General features: G+C 62.2%; 16 protein-coding genes. 7 read left to right on the forward strand and 9 right to left on the reverse strand.

The window, feature by feature from the left end; translation table 11 throughout:
- Positions 1 to 65: 65 nt before the first annotated feature.
- Positions 66 to 713, forward strand: a complete 648-nt coding sequence (locus RE4_RS07670) for an MBL fold metallo-hydrolase (RefSeq protein WP_060938373.1) — start codon at positions 66 to 68, stop codon at positions 711 to 713.
- 8 nt (positions 714 to 721) lie between these two features.
- Here the strand turns inward: RE4_RS07670 and RE4_RS07675 are convergent, their stop codons facing one another.
- From RE4_RS07675 to RE4_RS07690, 4 genes are all read right to left on the reverse strand, one after another.
- A complete protein-coding gene (locus RE4_RS07675) occupies positions 722 to 2083 on the reverse strand; it encodes an Ig-like domain-containing protein (RefSeq protein ID WP_060938353.1) in 1362 nt (453 codons plus the stop codon).
- Positions 2084 to 2309: 226 nt separating this feature from the next.
- Positions 2310 to 3014, reverse strand: coding sequence for a DUF2334 domain-containing protein (locus tag RE4_RS07680; protein WP_060938354.1), 705 nt, complete (start codon positions 3012 to 3014; stop codon positions 2310 to 2312).
- 100 nt (positions 3015 to 3114) lie between these two features.
- The gene (locus tag RE4_RS07685; protein ID WP_021342996.1) at positions 3115 to 3612 is read right to left on the reverse strand and encodes a glutathione peroxidase; all 498 of its coding nucleotides are present in this window, start codon (positions 3610 to 3612) and stop codon (positions 3115 to 3117) included.
- Positions 3613 to 3692: 80 nt separating this feature from the next.
- The gene (locus RE4_RS07690) at positions 3693 to 4631 is read right to left on the reverse strand and encodes an ABC transporter substrate-binding protein (protein ID WP_060938355.1); all 939 of its coding nucleotides are present in this window, start codon (positions 4629 to 4631) and stop codon (positions 3693 to 3695) included.
- A 122-nt stretch (positions 4632 to 4753) separates the two neighbouring features.
- Here RE4_RS07690 and RE4_RS07695 point away from each other — a divergent pair, with 122 nt between their 5' ends.
- The 3 genes from RE4_RS07695 to RE4_RS07705 all read left to right on the forward strand — a co-directional run bounded on the left by RE4_RS07695 (position 4754) and on the right by RE4_RS07705 (position 8363).
- The gene (locus RE4_RS07695; RefSeq protein WP_238077076.1) at positions 4754 to 5740 is read left to right on the forward strand and encodes a sucrase ferredoxin; all 987 of its coding nucleotides are present in this window, start codon (positions 4754 to 4756) and stop codon (positions 5738 to 5740) included.
- Between the two features lie 125 nt (positions 5741 to 5865).
- The gene (locus RE4_RS07700; protein WP_020906373.1) at positions 5866 to 7143 is read left to right on the forward strand and encodes an acyl-CoA dehydrogenase family protein; all 1278 of its coding nucleotides are present in this window, start codon (positions 5866 to 5868) and stop codon (positions 7141 to 7143) included.
- The gene (locus RE4_RS07705) at positions 7140 to 8363 is read left to right on the forward strand and encodes an acyl-CoA dehydrogenase family protein (protein ID WP_060938357.1); all 1224 of its coding nucleotides are present in this window, start codon (positions 7140 to 7142) and stop codon (positions 8361 to 8363) included. The genes RE4_RS07700 and RE4_RS07705 overlap by 4 nt, the downstream gene beginning before the upstream one ends.
- Positions 8364 to 8494: 131 nt before the next feature.
- Here RE4_RS07705 and RE4_RS07710 read toward each other — a convergent pair whose 3' ends face one another.
- The gene (locus tag RE4_RS07710) at positions 8495 to 9907 is read right to left on the reverse strand and encodes a cation:dicarboxylate symporter family transporter (protein ID WP_060938358.1); all 1413 of its coding nucleotides are present in this window, start codon (positions 9905 to 9907) and stop codon (positions 8495 to 8497) included.
- A 119-nt stretch (positions 9908 to 10026) separates the two neighbouring features.
- Here RE4_RS07710 and RE4_RS07715 point away from each other — a divergent pair, with 119 nt between their 5' ends.
- Entirely contained in the window at positions 10027 to 11613 is a 1587-nt protein-coding gene (locus RE4_RS07715; protein WP_060938359.1) for a sensor histidine kinase, read from the forward strand.
- Positions 11610 to 12299: a response regulator gene (locus RE4_RS07720; RefSeq protein ID WP_003945570.1), complete on the forward strand. Its 690-nt coding sequence runs from the start codon at positions 11610 to 11612 to the stop codon at positions 12297 to 12299. Before RE4_RS07715 ends, RE4_RS07720 begins: the two co-directional genes overlap by 4 nt.
- A 12-nt stretch (positions 12300 to 12311) precedes the next feature.
- On the opposite strand, the gene RE4_RS07725 is transcribed toward RE4_RS07720, so the two are convergent.
- The 3 genes from RE4_RS07725 to RE4_RS07735 all read right to left on the reverse strand — a co-directional run bounded on the left by RE4_RS07725 (position 12312) and on the right by RE4_RS07735 (position 16506).
- Complete coding sequence (locus RE4_RS07725) at positions 12312 to 14426, reverse strand: S9 family peptidase (RefSeq protein WP_019747068.1); 2115 nt, start codon at positions 14424 to 14426, stop codon at positions 12312 to 12314.
- Complete coding sequence (locus RE4_RS07730) at positions 14423 to 15316, reverse strand: phosphoribosylaminoimidazolesuccinocarboxamide synthase (protein ID WP_019747067.1); 894 nt, start codon at positions 15314 to 15316, stop codon at positions 14423 to 14425. The genes RE4_RS07725 and RE4_RS07730 overlap by 4 nt, the downstream gene beginning before the upstream one ends.
- A gap of 155 nt (positions 15317 to 15471) precedes the next feature.
- Positions 15472 to 16506 (reverse strand): ABC transporter substrate-binding protein, encoded by a 1035-nt coding sequence (locus RE4_RS07735; RefSeq protein ID WP_081098323.1) that lies wholly within the window; start codon positions 16504 to 16506, stop codon positions 15472 to 15474.
- A gap of 250 nt (positions 16507 to 16756) precedes the next feature.
- On the opposite strand from RE4_RS07735, the gene RE4_RS07740 reads away from it, so the two are divergent.
- Complete coding sequence (locus RE4_RS07740) at positions 16757 to 17689, forward strand: tyrosine-protein phosphatase (protein WP_060938360.1); 933 nt, start codon at positions 16757 to 16759, stop codon at positions 17687 to 17689.
- A gap of 97 nt (positions 17690 to 17786) precedes the next feature.
- Here RE4_RS07740 and RE4_RS07745 read toward each other — a convergent pair.
- Positions 17787 to 18311 (reverse strand): LuxR C-terminal-related transcriptional regulator (locus RE4_RS07745; protein ID WP_060938375.1); only part of this gene is annotated, 525 nt, incomplete at its 5' end.

Here is an 18311-nt window from a genome sequence, read left to right on the forward strand (position 1 = left end):
GCGTGACGGCCAACACCCGCGAAACCCGCCTGCGAGTCACTCCAGGGCGGCGCATACTCGAAATCATGCGACTGACACATTTTGGCCATTCCTGTGTGCTCGTGGAGTTGAACGGATCGAGAATCCTCTTCGATCCCGGCAACTTCTCGCACGGATTCGAAGGCATCACCGGCCTCGACGCCATCCTCGTGACACATCAACACCCCGATCACGCCGACCCGGCGCGGCTACCCGAACTGGCCGAAGCGAACCCCGACGCGGTGCTGTACAGCGATCCGCAGACGGCTGAGAAGCTCGGTGGGCGCTGGACGGGAGTCCGGCCGGGCGACCGGTTCAGCATCGGCGACGTCGAGGTGACCGGAACCGGCGGAGAGCACGCGATCATCCATCCGGACCTACCGATGATCGACAACACCGCGTTCCTCCTCGGCGACGCCACCAACCCGGCGCAGTTCATGCATCCCGGCGATTCCCTCTACGTCCCCGAACAGAAGGTCGACGTTCTTGCCCTTCCCGCCGCCGCACCGTGGCTCAAGATCTCGGAGGCCATCGACTACCTCCGCGCGGTAGCGCCGCGCGTCGCGGTTCCCATCCATCAAGCGATCATCCGCGACGAAGCCACAGGCATCTTCTACGGTCGATACTCGGAAATGGCTGCCGACGGTACCGAGTTCCGAGTTCTCGGCGAGGAGTCGAGCGTCGAAGTCGCCTGATTCAGTCCTCACGCACTCACATCGACGATGATCCAGCCGGTGCTCGTCCCACCGGCTGCGTCGGTGAGTGTGTAGAGAATCCTGTCGGTGCCTGTCTTCGTTCCGGCCTCGAACACCACTTCGCCGTTTTCGAGCTTTGCGGTGCCACCGAGAAGTGACGTCGCCTCGACCCCGGTTACCTTGATCGAATCTCCGTTGCTGTCATGATCATTCGCGACGGCGTCGACGGTGACTGTGCCATCTGAGCGGACCTGCGCGGTGTCGAGTGCGGCGTACGGCGGGATCGGGCTTGCCGTGTACCGACCGACGTCGTCGAGTCGATCCGAGGCCACGTCCGCGGCATCGACGATGGCAGCAAATTCGGTGCCGTCGAAGCGCGAGAGGTCGTTGCCGTTCATGATGGTCGATCCCTCGGCGCCGCCGCCGTGATAGTCGTCGGCGTAGAAGTTGTGGCCCAACTCGTGGCGGAGAACGCGGCTGAAGTTGCCATCGGGCTCGGCACCGACCTGTGCGTAGCTGTGATCGAGCTCGAACGTCGAGTAGTAGGCATTGCCGCCACCGGAAGCGCAGACGACAGTCGCCTGATCGACGCTCGTCCCGACCTGATCGGACCACAGACCTTCCAACTGGTCGAGGTTTTCACAACTGCTCGAATACGGGTCACTCGCGGCATCGGCCCGAAGGACAACCCGACCCAGGATCGGCCGAATTCCGACGTCTCTGATCCAGATGGCAGCGGTTCGGGCCATTGATTCCTCGGCCCGATCCAGAGCGACGGCGGGACTGCCTGCGCCGTGCGCGGAGTACCACTCGCCACTGAGATCCAATCCCACCACGAACTGCTTCACCGTCTTGCCGACGCTTGCGGCCGAGGCCGACGCAATAGAGGTGTTCGGCCACTTGGGTTTTGCGTCGATCGGCGCCGTGCTGCGACCGACCACGTCGGATCCCACGAACTCGATCGAAGCACCACGATCGAAAATCACCTGCCCGCGAAGTGTTCCGGCGGAGTCGACGATGGCGGAGACGATTGCGTCCGGACGCCCTTCCACGCTGCCGATGTACGAACGGGGCGCCGGGATCACCACATCGGTCAGCTCGCCGCCGTTTTCCTGTACGGCCATCGAGAAGTCGGATCCCCGCAGATTCATCTTGTGAAGCCGCAGTGTGAGTTGCTCACCTTCGTCGTCGACAGTTGCGGTGCGGGTGCCTTCGCTCGCACCACCGTCGACACCGCCCGTCGGCAGCGTGTGAACCACGCCGGTCGGAGCGGCAGACGCAACTGCCGGGACGATTGCAGCACAGACGACTGCGCCCACAGCCAGAGCGACAAGACCTTCGGCCGACTTGGAGAACCCTCGTGCGCGCATGGTGAACCTCAACTTCGTCTACTAGCGGCAGATTAACTGCCCGCACTGTAGCAGCGAAAAGGTTGGGCGACGCCGTACTCGAATTCAACGTCCACTTTATGCGACTTTGACCTAATCGGCCCTACTGCCTGCAAGGAACGGGATAAATGCGAAGAGTCTGCCTGCTCGGGCAACCCGGACACACGACACCATCTCGCAGCTATCAAATAGTTGCCAATGACCGAATTCAGGCAGCGCCGAGTGCCTGCGACGGGGAGTTCCATCGGTATACCTGCGAGGTGGCCTCATGAAAAAGCGCGAGGTCCACAGCGTCGAGAACAGCCTGACGTGGGCCCTCGTTTCCCAACTGCTTGGCAGTAATCGACAATCTGACCAGTCCCCCACGCTTGGCGGCGCGCCCGGCTCCGAGAACCAATGCGCGACACCACCACGGCTCGGCCTTGAAGCCCTCGCCGATACCGAAAACCCTTCCCCGCTGCAAGGTTCCACGGGTCAGATCGTGTACTGCGCCGAGGCCTGCCATCGTCCGAAAGCCGGTCTCCGGCAACACCGACATGGCACCAGGCGACGCCACCCAGCGCGGCGGTGCGAACACCCGGGTCCGAAGGCCTGCATGCTCGAGAACCCGATCCGCAGCGAGTAGTCGCAGTTTTGCTTCGTGCTTCGACAGAGTGGCGAACTCGGCTCGACGACGCTTGGTCGCGGCCTGGTCGTAGCCGTGCAGAACGATGGCGTCGCCGTGCTCACGACGCTCACGCAGCCAGGCCGTCGTCACCGCGTCGTCGGCCAGTCGATATTTGTCCTTCAGTCGCGGCGCCACCAGGAGCGACAGGCGGACACCTCGAGCGTCCATCTCGTCTGCGAATCCGGCAGCGAGATAACATGTCTCGTCTCTGATTCCGGATACCGACACGATCAGTTCTGCGGACATACTCCGATAGTGGCAGCTGTGGGTGAACAGCACACTGCCGCCGGATGATCATCCGGCGGCAGTTTTCAGCACAGCTACTAGTTCTTGAGAAGCGCGGCTACTAATTCTTGGGAAGCGCGGCTTCGATGGCGGCGACAACCTCGGGAGCGTCAGGTTCGGTCCGCGGACGGAAGCGGTTGACGACGGTGCCGTCCGGTCCGATCAAGAACTTCTCGAAGTTCCACTGGATGTCGCCCGCAGCGCCTTCGGCGTCGGCAGCCTTGGTGAGTTCGGCGTACAGCGGATGCTGGTTCTCGCCGTTCACCTCGATCTTCTCGAGGAGCGGGAACGTGACGCCGTAGGTAGTGGAGCAGAACGTCTCGATCTCTTCGGCGGTACCCGGTTCCTGCCCCATGAACTGGTTGCACGGGATGCCGATCACGGTCAGACCGCGATCGGCGTACTCGCCGGCCAGCTTCTCGAGCGCCGAGTACTGCGGGGTCAGTCCACACTTGGATGCCACGTTGACCACGAGCACGGCACGGCCGTCGTATTCACCCAACGAGGTGGGCACGCCACCGAGGGTGTTGATCGCGATGTTCTGTACTGGAGTTGTCATAGGTCCAACTTAGCGACTCTTGCCGACTGCCAGTTCTCGCCCACTGCTTGTTCTCACCTACTGCTTGTTCTCACCTACTGCTACTTCGATGCTCCGAGAATGCGATCGAGGTCGTCCAGAACGGTGAGGCCGCCGAGCGGTCCGACGCCCGTGATCCAGTAGGACATGTCGACCAGATGTGGGTTCGGGAAGAATCCGGCGTTGTCCGCCACGGCCTTCGGCATCGTGCTGGCATCTGCCGGCTTCGCGGAGGTGACCAGGATGAGGTCGGCGTTGGCTCCGGAGACGAATTCCGGGGAGAGGTCGACGGAGATCGAGTTCTCCCAGTCGCGTGCGGGAATCGTGAGTCCCGCGCATTCGAGAGTGCTTCCGGCAAACGACGTGGGTCCGTACAGCGTCAGAACGTCATCGCGTGGGCGGATGAGCTGAGCGGTCTTGCCCTCGGTGCTGTGCTTGCTCGCCACTTCCTCGCAGCGTGCCGTGTAGTCACCGAGCAGTTCGCCTGCCTTATCGGTCTTGTTCAACGCCTCTGCGACGAACTGGACGTTGTCCTGCCACGGATCGGTCTGGGTCGCCATGTAGACGGTCGGCGCGATGGCAGCGAGTTGCTCGTACAGATCACCGTGCCGCGATTCCGTTCCGACGATCAGGTCCGGGCTCAGTGCGACGATCTTCTCGAGGTTCGGCGCCGCGACGGTGCCGACCATCTCGATCTCCGCGGCCTTCTCACCGAGGTACGCCGGAACACCGGTCGTCTCGCTGAGGACCGCGGTGCCCACGGGAATCACGCCCAGCGCTACCGACGTGTCGAGCTGAACCGGCTCGAGCACGACAACTCTCTGCGGATCCATCGGTACGTCCGTGGTTCCGCGGGCATGGGTGACCGCGTGCACGGTGTCGGCGGACTGACTGTCGGTATCCGTCTTGTCGTCACTGCCACACGCCGTTGTCGTTGCCACGATGGCGGCGAGGACAAAACCACCCAGCACGTACTTCGCCCGCGAGTTACTGCGTTTCATTCCCAACACTCCTGTTACCGACTGCTTTCGACCGTCAAAGCCACGCGCATTCACCACGGCTGAGCAAAGGATTCACCATCCAATAGTCTGGTGAGCCTAACCTACGAGACTGGAGCCTCATCATGTCTTCCCTTCCCTGCCACACCTGCAGCGACGGTGTCCTGGGGAAGGCATCTATGCAGTGCTTTCCGGAATTTGTCGCCAATCCGCAAACCAGTCGACGCCCTCACGCCTGTACACGGCAGTCGTCGACCGTCGGTGAACCGATGGTCGGTCGCGCCGGAATGACACATCTGTGGGTGTTGATCGAGCACCCAGGCCCCTGGCCGGCGTCCGCTCCTGACGACGTTCTCCCCGTCGCACTCACCGAAAAAATCTACACAGCGCAGGGTCGTATCCGCCTCGTGGTGATCCGGCGGCCCCGTATCCGCCGAGTCCTAACCCCGACGTGCGTACTCGCCTGGACGGACGGCACACGTCAGTGGATGCGGGAAGGGTCGGTCGACCGATACGAGGACCTGTCGGTACTGCCGTTCGAATCGATGGCCACCGGTGTGGAACCCGACTTCGGCCGTTCCCGCACGGAACCGCTCTTCGCGGTCTGCACACATGGAAAGAAGGATGCGTGCTGCGCGGAACTCGGTCGCCCGGTCGTGTCGGCGCTGAACGCGGCACAGATCGCAGATGTGTGGGAATGCAGTCACATCGGCGGAGATCGTTTCGCGGCCAACATGATTGCGTGGCCCGCCGCAGTCTATTTCAGCCGACTGGACGGCAACTCCGCAATCGATGCAGCCGAAAAATACCAAGCCGGAGAATTGGAGCTGCTGCACCTGCGCGGCCGAGCGGCACTGTCACAGGCCGCTCAGGCCGCCGAACACGCAGTCCGACGCGTTACCGGCATCGTCGCGACGGACGCACTCGAGAGTGTCGCCGAGAGCGTCGACGGAGAACACACGACTGTCGATCTTCGATTGGAGGCGAGAGACTTTCGCGTGGTCGTTCGACCCGGCTCTCCAGGGCAGCCGTTCCGACACGATTGTGGTTCCGGAGGAACTGTCGAATGGAACGGATGGATCGTAGAACACCTTCACGAGCAATCGCACTGACCATCCGATTCCGGTACAACTGCCCGGCAGGCCATCGAACCGAGATTTGCGCGGACTGACAACACTTCGAATCAGGTCGCGATGAAGGATCGACGCCCCTGGTGATTACAGCTTGCATTCTTCCCATGACCACCGCACTGACGCCGAATGCCGTTTCCCGGTCTGCAGATCCGATCAAGAGTGAGGTCGACTACGAAACACTGGCAGCAAAATTCCGTCCGATCTTCGCGGACATCGCACAAGCCGTCGTCGAACGCGAACGCGATCACGTGCTTCCCTTCCAACAGATCGACGCACTCAAGAAAGCAGGCTTCGGCGCCGTTCGGGTGCCGACAACACACGGTGGATCCGGCGCGAGCATCCCGCAATTGATCCGGTTACTAGTCGAGTTGTCGAGCGCCGATTCCAACATCACCCAGGCACTGCGCGGTCATTTCGCGTTTGTCGAAGACCGACTGGTCGCCGACCCCGGGCCTGAGCGTGACACCTGGCTCCGACGCTTCGCGGAGGGACAGTTGGTCGGCAACGCGTGGACCGAAATCGGCGACGTTGCATTGGGCGAAGCCAACACCAAGGTCTCGCCCGCACCCGATGCCGACCATTTCCTGGCGAACGGGGCAAAGTTCTACAGCACGGGTTCCATTTTCGCCGACTGGATCGACCTGTACTCGCAGCGCACCGACACCGGCGCATTCGTGATCGCCGCAGTCGAAGCGAGACAACCCGGTGTCACACACAGTGACGACTGGAACGGGTTCGGCCAGCAGACGACTGGCTCCGGCTCGTCCGTCTACGAGAACGCAATAGTCCAGCCGGAGAACATCTTCGACTTCTCGACGCGATTCAAGTACCAGACAGCGTTCTACCAACTTTTCCATCTCGCCACTCTCGCCGGCATCGCCAAGGCTGCGACAACCGAGATCTCTCGTCGAGTCGCCTCTCGTACTCGAACCTTCAGTCACGGCAACGCTCCGAGATACGCGCAGGATTCGCAGATCCAGCAAGTTGTCGGCGAGGTGTCCTCGGCTGCCTTTGCAGCCGAGGCCGTGGCGCTGCACGCAGCACAGTCGTCCCAATGGGCATACGAAGCCGCATTCTCCGGCTCGCCGGAGGAAGAGAAAGCTGCCAACATCGCAGCCGAAATCGATTCGGGGCGAGGGCAAGTCGCCTCGATCGGACTCGTCGTTCCGGCCACGGCCAAGATCTTCGACGCACTCGGTGCTTCCGGAGTGAGCCGCGACCTCGATCTCGATCGGTTCTGGCGCAACGCCCGCACCGTGGCCAGTCATAATCCGGTCGTCTTCAAATCCAAAGTTGTCGGCGACTACGAAATCAACGGAACCGAACCGATTTACGTGTGGGCCATCGGGACTGCACCGACCGAAAAGGATGTACAGGCATGACCGTGACCAGTGAAACCGAAGTCTTCGTCGGCGTTCCCGACACATCCGAAGGCTGGATCGACCGCGCTCGCGAGGTGAGCAACATCCTTGCCGCCGACGCACTCGCCCGCGACCGAGCCGGCGAACCACCGTTTCGAGAAGTTCAGCTGCTCAAGGACAGTGGTCTGGTGACACTGCTGGGTCCGATCGAGTTCGGCGGCGGTGGGCAGCGATGGGAGACCGCCTACAAGGTGGTTCGGGAGATCGCGCGCGCCGACGGCTCCATCGGGCAACTGCTCGGGTATCACTACCTGTGGGCATGGGCAGCCAGATTGGTCGGAACCGATCCGCAGATCTCCGCTGTCGAGGAGCTGTACACGAGCAACCGATTCTTCTTCGGCGGCGCAGTGAATCCTCGAGATACGGACCTCACCGTCGTGGACCGCGGAGACACCCTGGTGTTCAACGGTGTGAAGTCGTTTTCCACCGGCGGACGAGTCACCGACCTCACGGTGCTCGAAGGAATCATCGACGGAACTGCGACGCATGTGTTCGCTATCGTGCCGACTGCTCAGGACGGCATAGTCTTCCGCGGCGATTGGGACAACCTCGGGCAGCGCCTCACCGATTCGGGCAGTGTCGAGATCAACGACGTCGAGGTCGACTGGGCAAGTGCGGCAGGCTTTGTCGACAAGGAATTCCAACCTCTGGTCTACAACACCCTGAACTTCCCCGCGATCGAGATCGTGTTCGCGAACTTCTACCTCGGGATCGCCCGTGGCGCACTGGACACTGCGGCCGAGTACACCCGAACCCGTACGCGTCCATGGCCGTACGGCGGTGACAACCGCGAAATCGCAACCGACGAGTGGTACCTCCGTGAGGGCTACGGCGACTTGCAATCGAAGCTGTGGGCGGCGGAGGCCTTCGTGGATCAGGTCAGCCGTGAGGCCGACGCCGTGCTCCACGATGCTCGCGAAAACCTCACCGAGCAGGCTCGCGGCGACCTCGCCGTACGCATCGCGGCCGCAAAACTTCGCGCCGCCGACGTCTCCTTGGAGATCAGCAACAATATCTTCGAACTGACCGGTGCCAGAGCCACGTCCAACGATGTCGGCCTGGATATCTACTGGCGCAACATCCGGACGCATACCCTTCACGATCCGCTCGCGTACAAGCGCCGTGAAGTCGGTAGTCGTTTTCTGACCGGCGAGATTCCCGAACCCACCTGGTACACATAGCACCCACGAACAGAAAGAGACCGTCGCACGGTTGGTGCGGCGGTCTCTTTCATCGTTACGACCAGGATCACTGATCGTAGATCGGGTTCCGCGCCTGCTGTGCGGTCAAACGTTCAGGAGAGCGGAAGTATCTAGTGATGGCTCACAAATGACTGCTTGGTGCCGGTCGGAGCCGTTTCTAGTTTGTGCTGCTCTTCGTCGTCCTCGTCGTCGAGCATCGTGGCTTCGTTGAACGGAATCTTCCCGTCGAGCACCTCGATGACGCGTTCCTTGTCGATCGTCTTGGTCCACGCGCCGACCAGGAGAGTCGCGACCGCATTGCCCGAGAAGTTGGTGATCGCTCGCGCTTCCGACATGAAGCGGTCGATTCCGACGATGAGTCCGACGCCGTCGAGAAGCTCGGGGCGATGGCTCTGCAGTCCACCGGCCAGCGTGGCCAGACCGGCGCCGCTGACTCCCGCAGCGCCCTTGGAGGCGATGATCATGAACACCAGCAGCGAGAGCTGTTCACCGAAGGCGAGCGGCTGTCCCATGGCGTCGGCGATGAAGATCGAGGCCATCGTCAGGTAGATCGCGGTGCCGTCGAGGTTGAACGAGTAGCCGGTGGGAACGACGATGCCCACCGTGGTGCGCTCGACGCCGACGTGCTCCATCTTGGCGATCAGACGCGGCAGTGCCGATTCGGAGGACGACGTGGCGAAGATGAGCAGGTACTCACGGGCCAAGTACTTGACCAGCTTGAAGATGTTGAATCCGGTGACGGCGCGCAGCAGCGTTCCGAGAACACCGAAGACGAAGATCAGGCAGGTCAGGTAGAAGCCGATCATCAGGGTTCCGAGCTGGACGACGGCGTTCAAACCGGTCTGGCCGACGACGCTGGCGATGGCGCCGAAAGCACCGATCGGGGCGAGCCAGAGAATCATCGTCAGGATCTTGAACACGAGCTTCTGGATGTATCCGACGGCCTTGAGAATCGGCTCACCCGACTTGCCGAGCGACTGGATCGCGAAGCCGACCAGAAGGGCGACGAACAGAGTCTGCAGCACGCTGCCGGCGGTGAGGGAGGACAGCATCGACGTCGGAATGATGGACGCGATGAAGTCCCAGGTACCGCCCGCGCTGTGGGCCTGATCTGCAAGCTTGGCCACGGAGGCCGCGTTGGGCGTGATGTTCAGGCCACTGCCCGGGTTGAGCAGGTTGCCGACGCCCAGGCCGATCGCGAGTGCGATGGTGGACATCCCGATGAAGTAGGCGAGTGCGAGGCCGCCGACCTTGCCGACCTTGGCCGCAGCTCGAACCGAGCCGATGCCGAGCACGATGGTGCAGAAGATGACCGGGCTGATCATCATCTTGATCAGGCTGACGAACAACGTGCCGAGTACACCGACGGACTTACCGAACTCGGGTGCGAGCCAACCGACGAGGATGCCGCCGATAACCGCGACGATGACGCTCATGTAGAGCCAATGCGTCTTGTCGCGCTTTGCCTTGGTGCCCTCGGGCTGTGGGGAACCGTCTACTGTCCCTGTTGCCGTGCTGCTCATGGGGTGTCCTTTGGATCGGATATCTGTGAAGTGATCGGGATCACTTCGAGTCGTGGAGAATTCTTGTTGCAAACAGGTGGGCCCGGAAGTTTGTGTTCATTACGTTCAGGAGGCGCTCGATGGTCGAACGAAAGACCGGCCGACGTATGAGCGTCGCCAGGCAGATCCTGCTCCTGCAATTGGCGTTGTTGGCGCTGGTCATCGGCGTGGGGGCCGCGCTCGCAGTTGTCGACGAACGCCGAGACAGCGACGACGCGATCCGCAGGCAGGTGAGCTCGATAGCGCAGACTCTCGCCCTGTCGGATTCGACGGCGGCAGCCCTGACGAGCCCGGACCCGACCGCGATTCTGCAACCACAGACCGAGAAAATACGACAGGCAACCGGCGTCGATTTCATCGTGGTGATGGCGCCGGATCGCACTCGATTCACCCACACGAGCCCGGAGCTGATCGGTCAACTGTTCAACGGAAACATTGACCGCGCACTCGCCGGCGTGACCTTCACGGAGACGTACGCCGGGTCGCTGGGGCCGTCGATCCGCGCAGTCACTCCTGTCTACGATTCCGGCGGAACCCTGGTCGGTCTGGTTTCTGCCGGTGTCACCCGCGAGCAGATCAGCAAGCAGTTCGCCCAAAGTGTTCCGGTCATCCTGTTCGTTGCCGGCGGCGGTCTTCTTGCCGCCCTCCTGAGTTCACTTCTGGTGAGCCGACGCATCAGGCGACAGACCCTGGGAATGGCTCCGGACGAACTGCGCACCATGTACGAGCACCACGACGCCGTACTGCACAGCATCGGTGAGGGTTTGGTGGTGATCGGGCAAGGCCGAAGCAAAGACGCGAGAGTGGACATCGTCAACGACGAAGCACGTCGCCTCCTCGATCTACCGGACGGGCCCGTGCCACTTTCATCCATCCCCGAGACCATGCGGGTCGACGACGCCTCTCCCGCGAAGGATCAAGTGCACCTCACCGACAAGCGTGTGCTGGTGGTCAACCAACACCCGGTTGAGTGGGAGGGCAACAGAATTGGCACCGTGCTGACAATTCGCGATCACACCGAACTTCAGAACGTACTCGGGGAATTGGATTCGGTACGTAGTTTTGCCGAGTCGCTTCGATCGCAAGCCCACGAGAGCGCAAATCGTCTGCACACGATCATCACGATGGTCGAGTTGGGGCGAAACGAGGACGCAGTGGCCTTCGCCACCAACGAATTGCGGGTGTCCCAACAGCTGATCGATCGTCTGATGAATGCGGTCCACGAGCCGGCGCTGACCGCACTACTGCTCGGGAAAATGAGCGAAGCGACCGAACGCGGGGTCGACCTGACCATCACGGAAGACACCGCGCTCGGTCCGGTTCCTTCGCTCAATGCACGCGAGTTGGTCACGCTGGTCGGCAATCTCGTGGACAATGCTATTGACGCATCGCGCGCGAGCGAGTCTCCGTGGGTGGAAGTGACGGTAATGGAAGAGGATTCGATGATGGTTGTTGCCGTCGCCGACAGCGGCCCGGGAATGACACCCGAAGCACTCGAAAAGGCCAAGGGCCGTGGCTACTCCACAAAATCCGGCTCTCGCGGACTCGGTCTCGCACTGGTCTCTCAAGTCGTGAAACGGCATGGCGGCACGCTCACCAGCGAGCCGGCGATGGGCTCCATGCTGGTTGTCCGTATCCCGCTGCGCGAGGCGGAAGCACCGAGATGATCCGTGTACTGATAGTCGACGACGAACCGTTGATCGCGCAGGCACACCGTTCCTACGTCGAGCGTGTGCCGGAATTCGTGGTCCACGGCGTGGTTCATTCCGGGAACGCCGCCGTGCGTGCAGTTACGGCGGCCAATGCCACCGACCAGCCCATCGATCTGGTCCTGCTCGACATCGGGTTGCCCGACGCCAGCGGTCTCGACGTGGCCTCCGCCCTGGGCGGGTTGCGGCCCAGTCCGGACATCATCGCGGTTACCTCGGCGCGCGATCTGGAGGTGGTCCGAAGCGCCGTGGCTCGCGGGATCGTCCTCTATCTTCTCAAGCCGTTCACTTTCGCAGCATTCCGCGACAAGCTCGAGCGCTACCTCGAATATCGTGCAGCACTTCCCGCTGGAGAGTCTGCGGTCAGTCAACACGACATCGACCGCGCGATGTCCGCACTACGAACGTCCGACGATCGAGCAGCGGCGCCGAAAGGCTTTGCATCTCAAACGCTCGGACTCGTCGCAGCGTCTGTCCGGGATTCTGAGGGACCCGTGACCGCTGCAGAGGTGGCAGCATCGGTCGGCGTGTCCCGGGTGACGGCCTGGCGCTACCTGGAAAAGCTGGCAGACGACGGCATGCTCACCCGGGAGACCGAGTACGGGCGCGCTGGGCGCCCTCAGGTTCGTTACCGCAGAACCTGATTGACACAGAATCTAGTTTGCGCCAACCGTGTCGAGAACCCAGGCGAACTCGAATGCGACCTCTTTCCACTTCTCGTACCGACCGCTGACACCGCCGTGTCCGGCGCTCATCTCGGTCTTGAGAAGTAGCGGAGCATCACCGGTCTTCGTGGCGCGCAGTTTCGCGACCCACTTGGCCGGCTCCACGTACAGAACGCGGGTGTCGTTGATGCTCGTGATCGCAAGAATGGCGGGATAGTCCTTGGCTTCCACGTTCTCGTACGGGCTGTACGAGCGCATGTAGTCGTAGACGTCCTTGTTGTGCAGCGGATCTCCCCATTCGTCCCACTCGATGACCGTCAACGGTAGCGACGGATCGAGAATCGACGTCAGCGGGTCGACAAACGGAACATTGGCGAGAATGCCGGCAAACAGTTCCGGAGCGAGATTGGCGACAGCCCCCATCAGCAATCCACCCGCACTACCGCCGTCGGCAACCATCCGATCGGCCGCCGTGACACCGGTGTCGATCAAATGCTTTGCGCACGAGACAAAATCGGTGAAGGTATTCTTCTTCGTGAGCGTCTTGCCGTTTTCGTACCAGTGACGACCCATCTCGCCGCCGCCGCGCACGTGTGCGACCACGAAGACGACGCCGCGATCGAGCAACGACAAGCGGGCAACCGAGAACGACGGGTCGATGCTCGCCTCGTAGGAACCGTAGCCGTACAACAGCAGCGGCGCGGGACCTTCCGGCGCACCTACGCGCCTCACGATCGAGAGCGGAATGCGGGTTCCGTCGTCGGCCACTGCCCAGTCGCGACGCTGCTCGTAATTACTCGCATCGAAGTCACCGAGAACAGGCTGCGACTTGCGCAGTGCCAGTTCACCACTGGCGACGTAGTAGTCGTACACCTGCCCGGGAGTGATGAACGACGTGAAGCCGAGTCGGATGGTGGGCTGCGCCCATTCCGGGTTGGACCCCATACCGATGCTGAAGAGTTCTTCGTCGAAGTCGATTTCGTGACGCTCGCCGTAGCCGTCATCCGTCAACGGCCACACGGCAACCCGAGTGAGCGCCTCGCGGCGGTAGCTCAGGACGAGGTGTCCGGCAAAGGCTTCGGCTTCTTCCAGACGAACGTCTGCGCTGTGCTCGATCAGCGTCGTCATGTTTGTCGGATCCGACACAGGAGCTTCCACCAACACGAAGTTCTCGGCCTTGACTCCGTCCACGACGTCGTTGTGGAGGATCAGGAAGCGGTCCTCTCCCCCGATCACCGCGTGTTCAGCGCCGTACTCGACGCCCTCGCGACGCGGGATGATGACGCGGAAGTCGCCTTCCGGGTTCGCCGATTCCAGCATCCAGCCTTCGCTGGTCACCTTGGAACCGACCCAGATCATCAGGTACTTCTCACTGCGGGTAGACCCCACCGAAACCCAGTACCGCTCGTCGGGCTCGTGGAACACCGAAACATCTTGACTCTGCGGCGTTCCCAGCTTGTGACGCCACACGGTGTCCGGACGCCAGGAATCGTCGACCGTCATGTAGAAGACGTGACTGTGGTCGATCGCCCAGGTGGCGCCAGGCGCGGTATCGGGAATCTCGTCGGCGAGCATCTCACCGGTCTCGAGGTTCTTGAACCGCAAGGTGTACCGCTCGTCGCCGACGATGTCCACCGAGTACGCGAGCAACGTGCCGTCCTCGCTGATGGAGAACGCGCCGAGCGAAAAGAACTCGTGCCCTTCGGCTTCGACGTTGCCGTCCATGAGGATCTGCTCGCCGGCCAGCTCGACGCCGGGCGTCAGGTTGGGCGGAGTCCAGTCGTCTTCACCGGCGATGGGGCACCGGCACTGGACGGTGTACGACTTGCCTTCCACGCTGCGCGAGTAGTACCACCACTTACCCATGCGAGTGGGCACCGACATGTCGGTTTCCTGCGTCCGCGACTTGATCTCCTGGAAGATCTTCTCGCGCAACGGCTCGAGCGCGGCCGTCTGCTCGTCGGTGTACGCGTTTTCGGCTTCGAGGTATGCGACTACCTCGGCGTTGTCCTTGTCCCGCAGCCACTCGTAGTCATCGACGAACGTGTGTCCGTGATGGGTACGTTCGGCGGGGACCTTCTTTGCGACCGGCGGGATCAGGCTCATGCGCTGGGACCGACCCAATCGTCGAAGGACAGACCGGAAATGCGCTCGTACGCCTCGATGTAGCGTGCCCGAGTCGCGTCGACGATCTCCTGCGGCAACGGCGGCGGTGTCGTGTCCGAGCTACGGTCCCAGCCGGATTCGGGGCTCGTGAGCCAGTCGCGCACGAACTGCTTGTCGAAACTGGGCTGCACCTTGCCCGCTTCGTAGCCTTCGAGAGGCCAGTAGCGCGACGAGTCGGGGGTGAGCACCTCGTCGGCGAGCACGAGGTTTCCACCGGAGTCGAGACCGAATTCGAGCTTGGTGTCCGCAAGGATGATTCCGCGATCGGCCGCGAAGTTGGAGGCGCGGGCATAAACGTCGAGAGTGTCCTCGCGAAGCTGCACTGCCAGCTTCTGGCCGACCTTCTCCACTACCTGATCGAAGCTGATGTTCTCGTCGTGATCCCCGAGAGCTGCCTTGGACGCCGGGGTGAAGATCGGGTCGGGCAGCCGCGACGCCTCGACGAGGCCCTCGGGCAACGCGACGCCGCACACTGCGCCGGTGTTGTTGTAGTCGACCAGGCCGGAGCCGGTGAGGAAGCCACGAACGACGCATTCGACGGGAACCATGTCGAGGGAGCGCACTACGAGCGCGCGGCCGAGAACCTCTTCCGGGATGCGATCGTCGTCGGGCTCGCCGGCCAGGTGGTTGGTGCCGCCGAGGACGTTGAAGAAGAACACGCTCATCGCGGTGAGCACGCGACCCTTGTCCGGGATCGGCGTGCTGAGCACGTGGTCGTAGGCCGAGATCCGATCACTCGCGACAAGCAGCAGATGCTCGTCGTCGATCGTGTAAAGGTCACGGACCTTGCCACCGGCCAGATGAGTGTAGGAATCAAGTGTAGGACGCACCCGGTCACCCTATCGGGCGTTCGCAGTTCGTACAGAACCCCGGTAGCCGGGACAGGTAAGCGTCCTCGCCGTTCGGAGAGCTGTCCGCCCTGCTCATCCGGATATGCAGGTGGCCCCTCGCCAGCAGGCGAGAGGCCACCGTCACAGTCGATGAACTACTGGTTTGCGGGCAGCTTCGACAGGCCCTCGTCGATCGAATCCAGCGTCAGAAGAGCCGTCTGATAGGTCGCGGCCAACGAATGCTGGACCTGGACGACGTTGCCGGCCTTCACTGCGGGCAATTCCTTCCACAGCTCGGAATTGACCAGCTCCTGCAACTGCGGAGACATCGAGCCGTCGGCGTTGAGGCCGTAGACGATCACGTCGACATTTCCGAGATTTTCGCCGATCTTCTCGATGGATACCTGTTCGACGTGGATGCCGGCGGGGTCTGCGGGGGTGCCGGGGAACTGCAGTCCGAGTCCGTCGAAGAGATTGGTCGTGTACGAAGACGCGTACTCGCGTGAGAAGGTGCCGGCCTCCGGCTTGCAGACGTTGCACACGCCGCCGAAGGTCAGCGAGCCGAGCTTGTCCTTGTACTTCGCGGCCAGTTCGACGGTTTTGGCGTCGTAGTCGTCCTTGAACTCGCCGTAGGTGTCGGAGACATTCGCGGCATCGGCGAACTGCTCGCCCAGCACTCGCCAATCAGCAGGAACCGTCGGTCCCAGGAAGACGACGGGAGCGGCCGCCTTGAGCTGCGCCATGTCCAGCTGGCTTTCGACACGAGCGGGAACACCCATGATGATCAGATCGGGCTCGGCAGCGACGATTCCCTCGTAGTTGAGCTGGGAGACGTTGCCGTCGGGCGCGACCTTCGGCAGAGCTTCGTAAGCGGCCTTGGTCTTGTCGTCCATATTGCCGAGTTCACGGGTCCACTCACATACTGCTGCCAGGTTCGCTCCCGCCTGAATCAGCGGCAGAACTGCGTATCCGCAGGCCACGATCCGCTGCGGGTCGCTCGGGATCTCGATGGATCCGTTCTGTGCCTCGAAGACACGGGTCTGCGAGCTCGCGGCTGTCGTCGACGATTCGGACGACGCCTCCTCGGAGTTGCTGCAGCCGGCGACGCCGACCGCCAGCGCAGCTGCTGCGCCGATCACCACTGCGCGGCGAAACCACGACAGACCTTGAACCCGCATGTTGAACTCCATCTGAACGCACCGGACTGCTCCGGAATTGATTTGGTGAGGCTAACCAATATCAGGGCACTGGACCTTTACACAAACACAGGTCTCGAGGAATGAACTGCGCCTCCCGAGTCACTCACGCTCACAGCAGCACGCCTCCCACTGAGAGGGAGCAAAGCAAGATTCCTCTCGAATCGGACACGCGAACTCGCTACCTTGCCTTCGCGATACCTCATCGACCAGCCACTCTCTCCGCTCGACGAAGGGCTCACACATGTCCCGATCCACCCGCACGTGCTCGCTACGGTCTGCCGCGGCCATTGCGTTGACCAGCAGCTTTCTCATCACCGGTTTCGGCGCCTCGATCGCGCACGCCGGACCTGCCCCCTCGGCTCCACAGTTCGGCTCACTGGATTTCGGATCCAGCAACTTCGGCAGTGCCGAGCAAACCCCAGATGCTCCGCGGCTGACCGGGATCGACAATTTCCGCGACGTCGCAGGCACCGGCGCCGGATACTCGGGAACTCTCGGTCTGCCCGTGAACAAGGGAGTCTTCTACCGCGCGAACGCGATCACGCCCAAGGGCGATGACATGAGCATTCTCGAAAAGCTGGGACTGACAAAGGTTTACGATCTGCGCACGGAACCCGAGATCGCCAGCAAGCCGGATGTCCTGCCCAACGGGGTTGCGTACGAGAACATTCCGATCCTGTCCGGGAACATCGCCGAGATGGTCGCGAAGATCAAGTCCCCCGATGACTCACGATCGATGATGCAGGACATGAACCGCGCCTTCGTCACCGGAGCGACGGAGCGAGCCGGGTTCGCACAGTTGCTCACGGGCCTCGCGGAAACCGAAGGCGCACAGGTCTTCCATTGCACTGCAGGTAAAGACCGCACCGGCTGGACGTCGTTTCTGCTGCTGAGCATCGCCGGTGTCGACCGCTCAGTGATCATGAATGACTACTTGCTGACCAACGAATACACAGCCGAAGGCATGAAGGCCACGCGCGCGGGTATCGCAGCGAGCCTGGGCGAACAGATGGCCGTCAACATGGAGCCCCTGTTGGGAGTCGAGGCAAGCTATCTCGATGCCGGCCTCGCCCAGTTGGACCAGACCTACGGGTCGGTCGATCGTTACCTGACCGAGGGCTTGGGTCTGAGTCCGGCGACCGTCATGACGCTCAAAGCCAAACTGCTGGGCTGAGCGATCCAGCTGCCCCGGGTTCGACGAGGGGTCGAACCCGGGGCACGTGGACTTTCTCTGCCCGCGCCGTGCCGGATGCGCCGCAGCGTCCCGTGCGTCAGCGCGATACGGCGATCACGTTGTTTCGGTACGCCCAGATGACGATCTGCACACGGGTACGCACCTGCAGCTTCTTGCAGATGTTGCTGATGTGCGACTTCACCGTGCTCTGCTCGAGGCTGAGGGAATCTGCGATGTCGTTGTTTCCCAAGCCTTGTGACAACAACTGCACCACATCCATTTCACGCGCGCTGAGACCGTGATCCGATCCGGAGCGCGCTGTGGACATCGGTGCCGGTTTGCGCCTCGCGAACTCCACGATCAGTCTCGACGTCAATCTCGGAGAGAGCACCGAGCCACCCTCGGCCACGGTCAGCACTGCCGACGAGAGCTCCTCTGGATCGGCGTCTTTGAGCAGGAACCCTGCGGCGCCACTGTCGAGCGCCTCGAAAACGTACTCGTCGAGATCGAACGTGGTGATCACGACGACGCGGGTCGCCGGAAACTCGGCAAGGACCTCCCTGGTCGCGGTCAACCCGTCACCGTGAGGCATTCGGATATCCATCAGTACGACGTCCGGACG

Origin of the sequence: Rhodococcus erythropolis NBRC 15567 (assembly GCF_001552595.1) — a bacterium.
GTDB classification, from domain to species: domain Bacteria; phylum Actinomycetota; class Actinomycetes; order Mycobacteriales; family Mycobacteriaceae; genus Rhodococcus_F; species Rhodococcus_F erythropolis.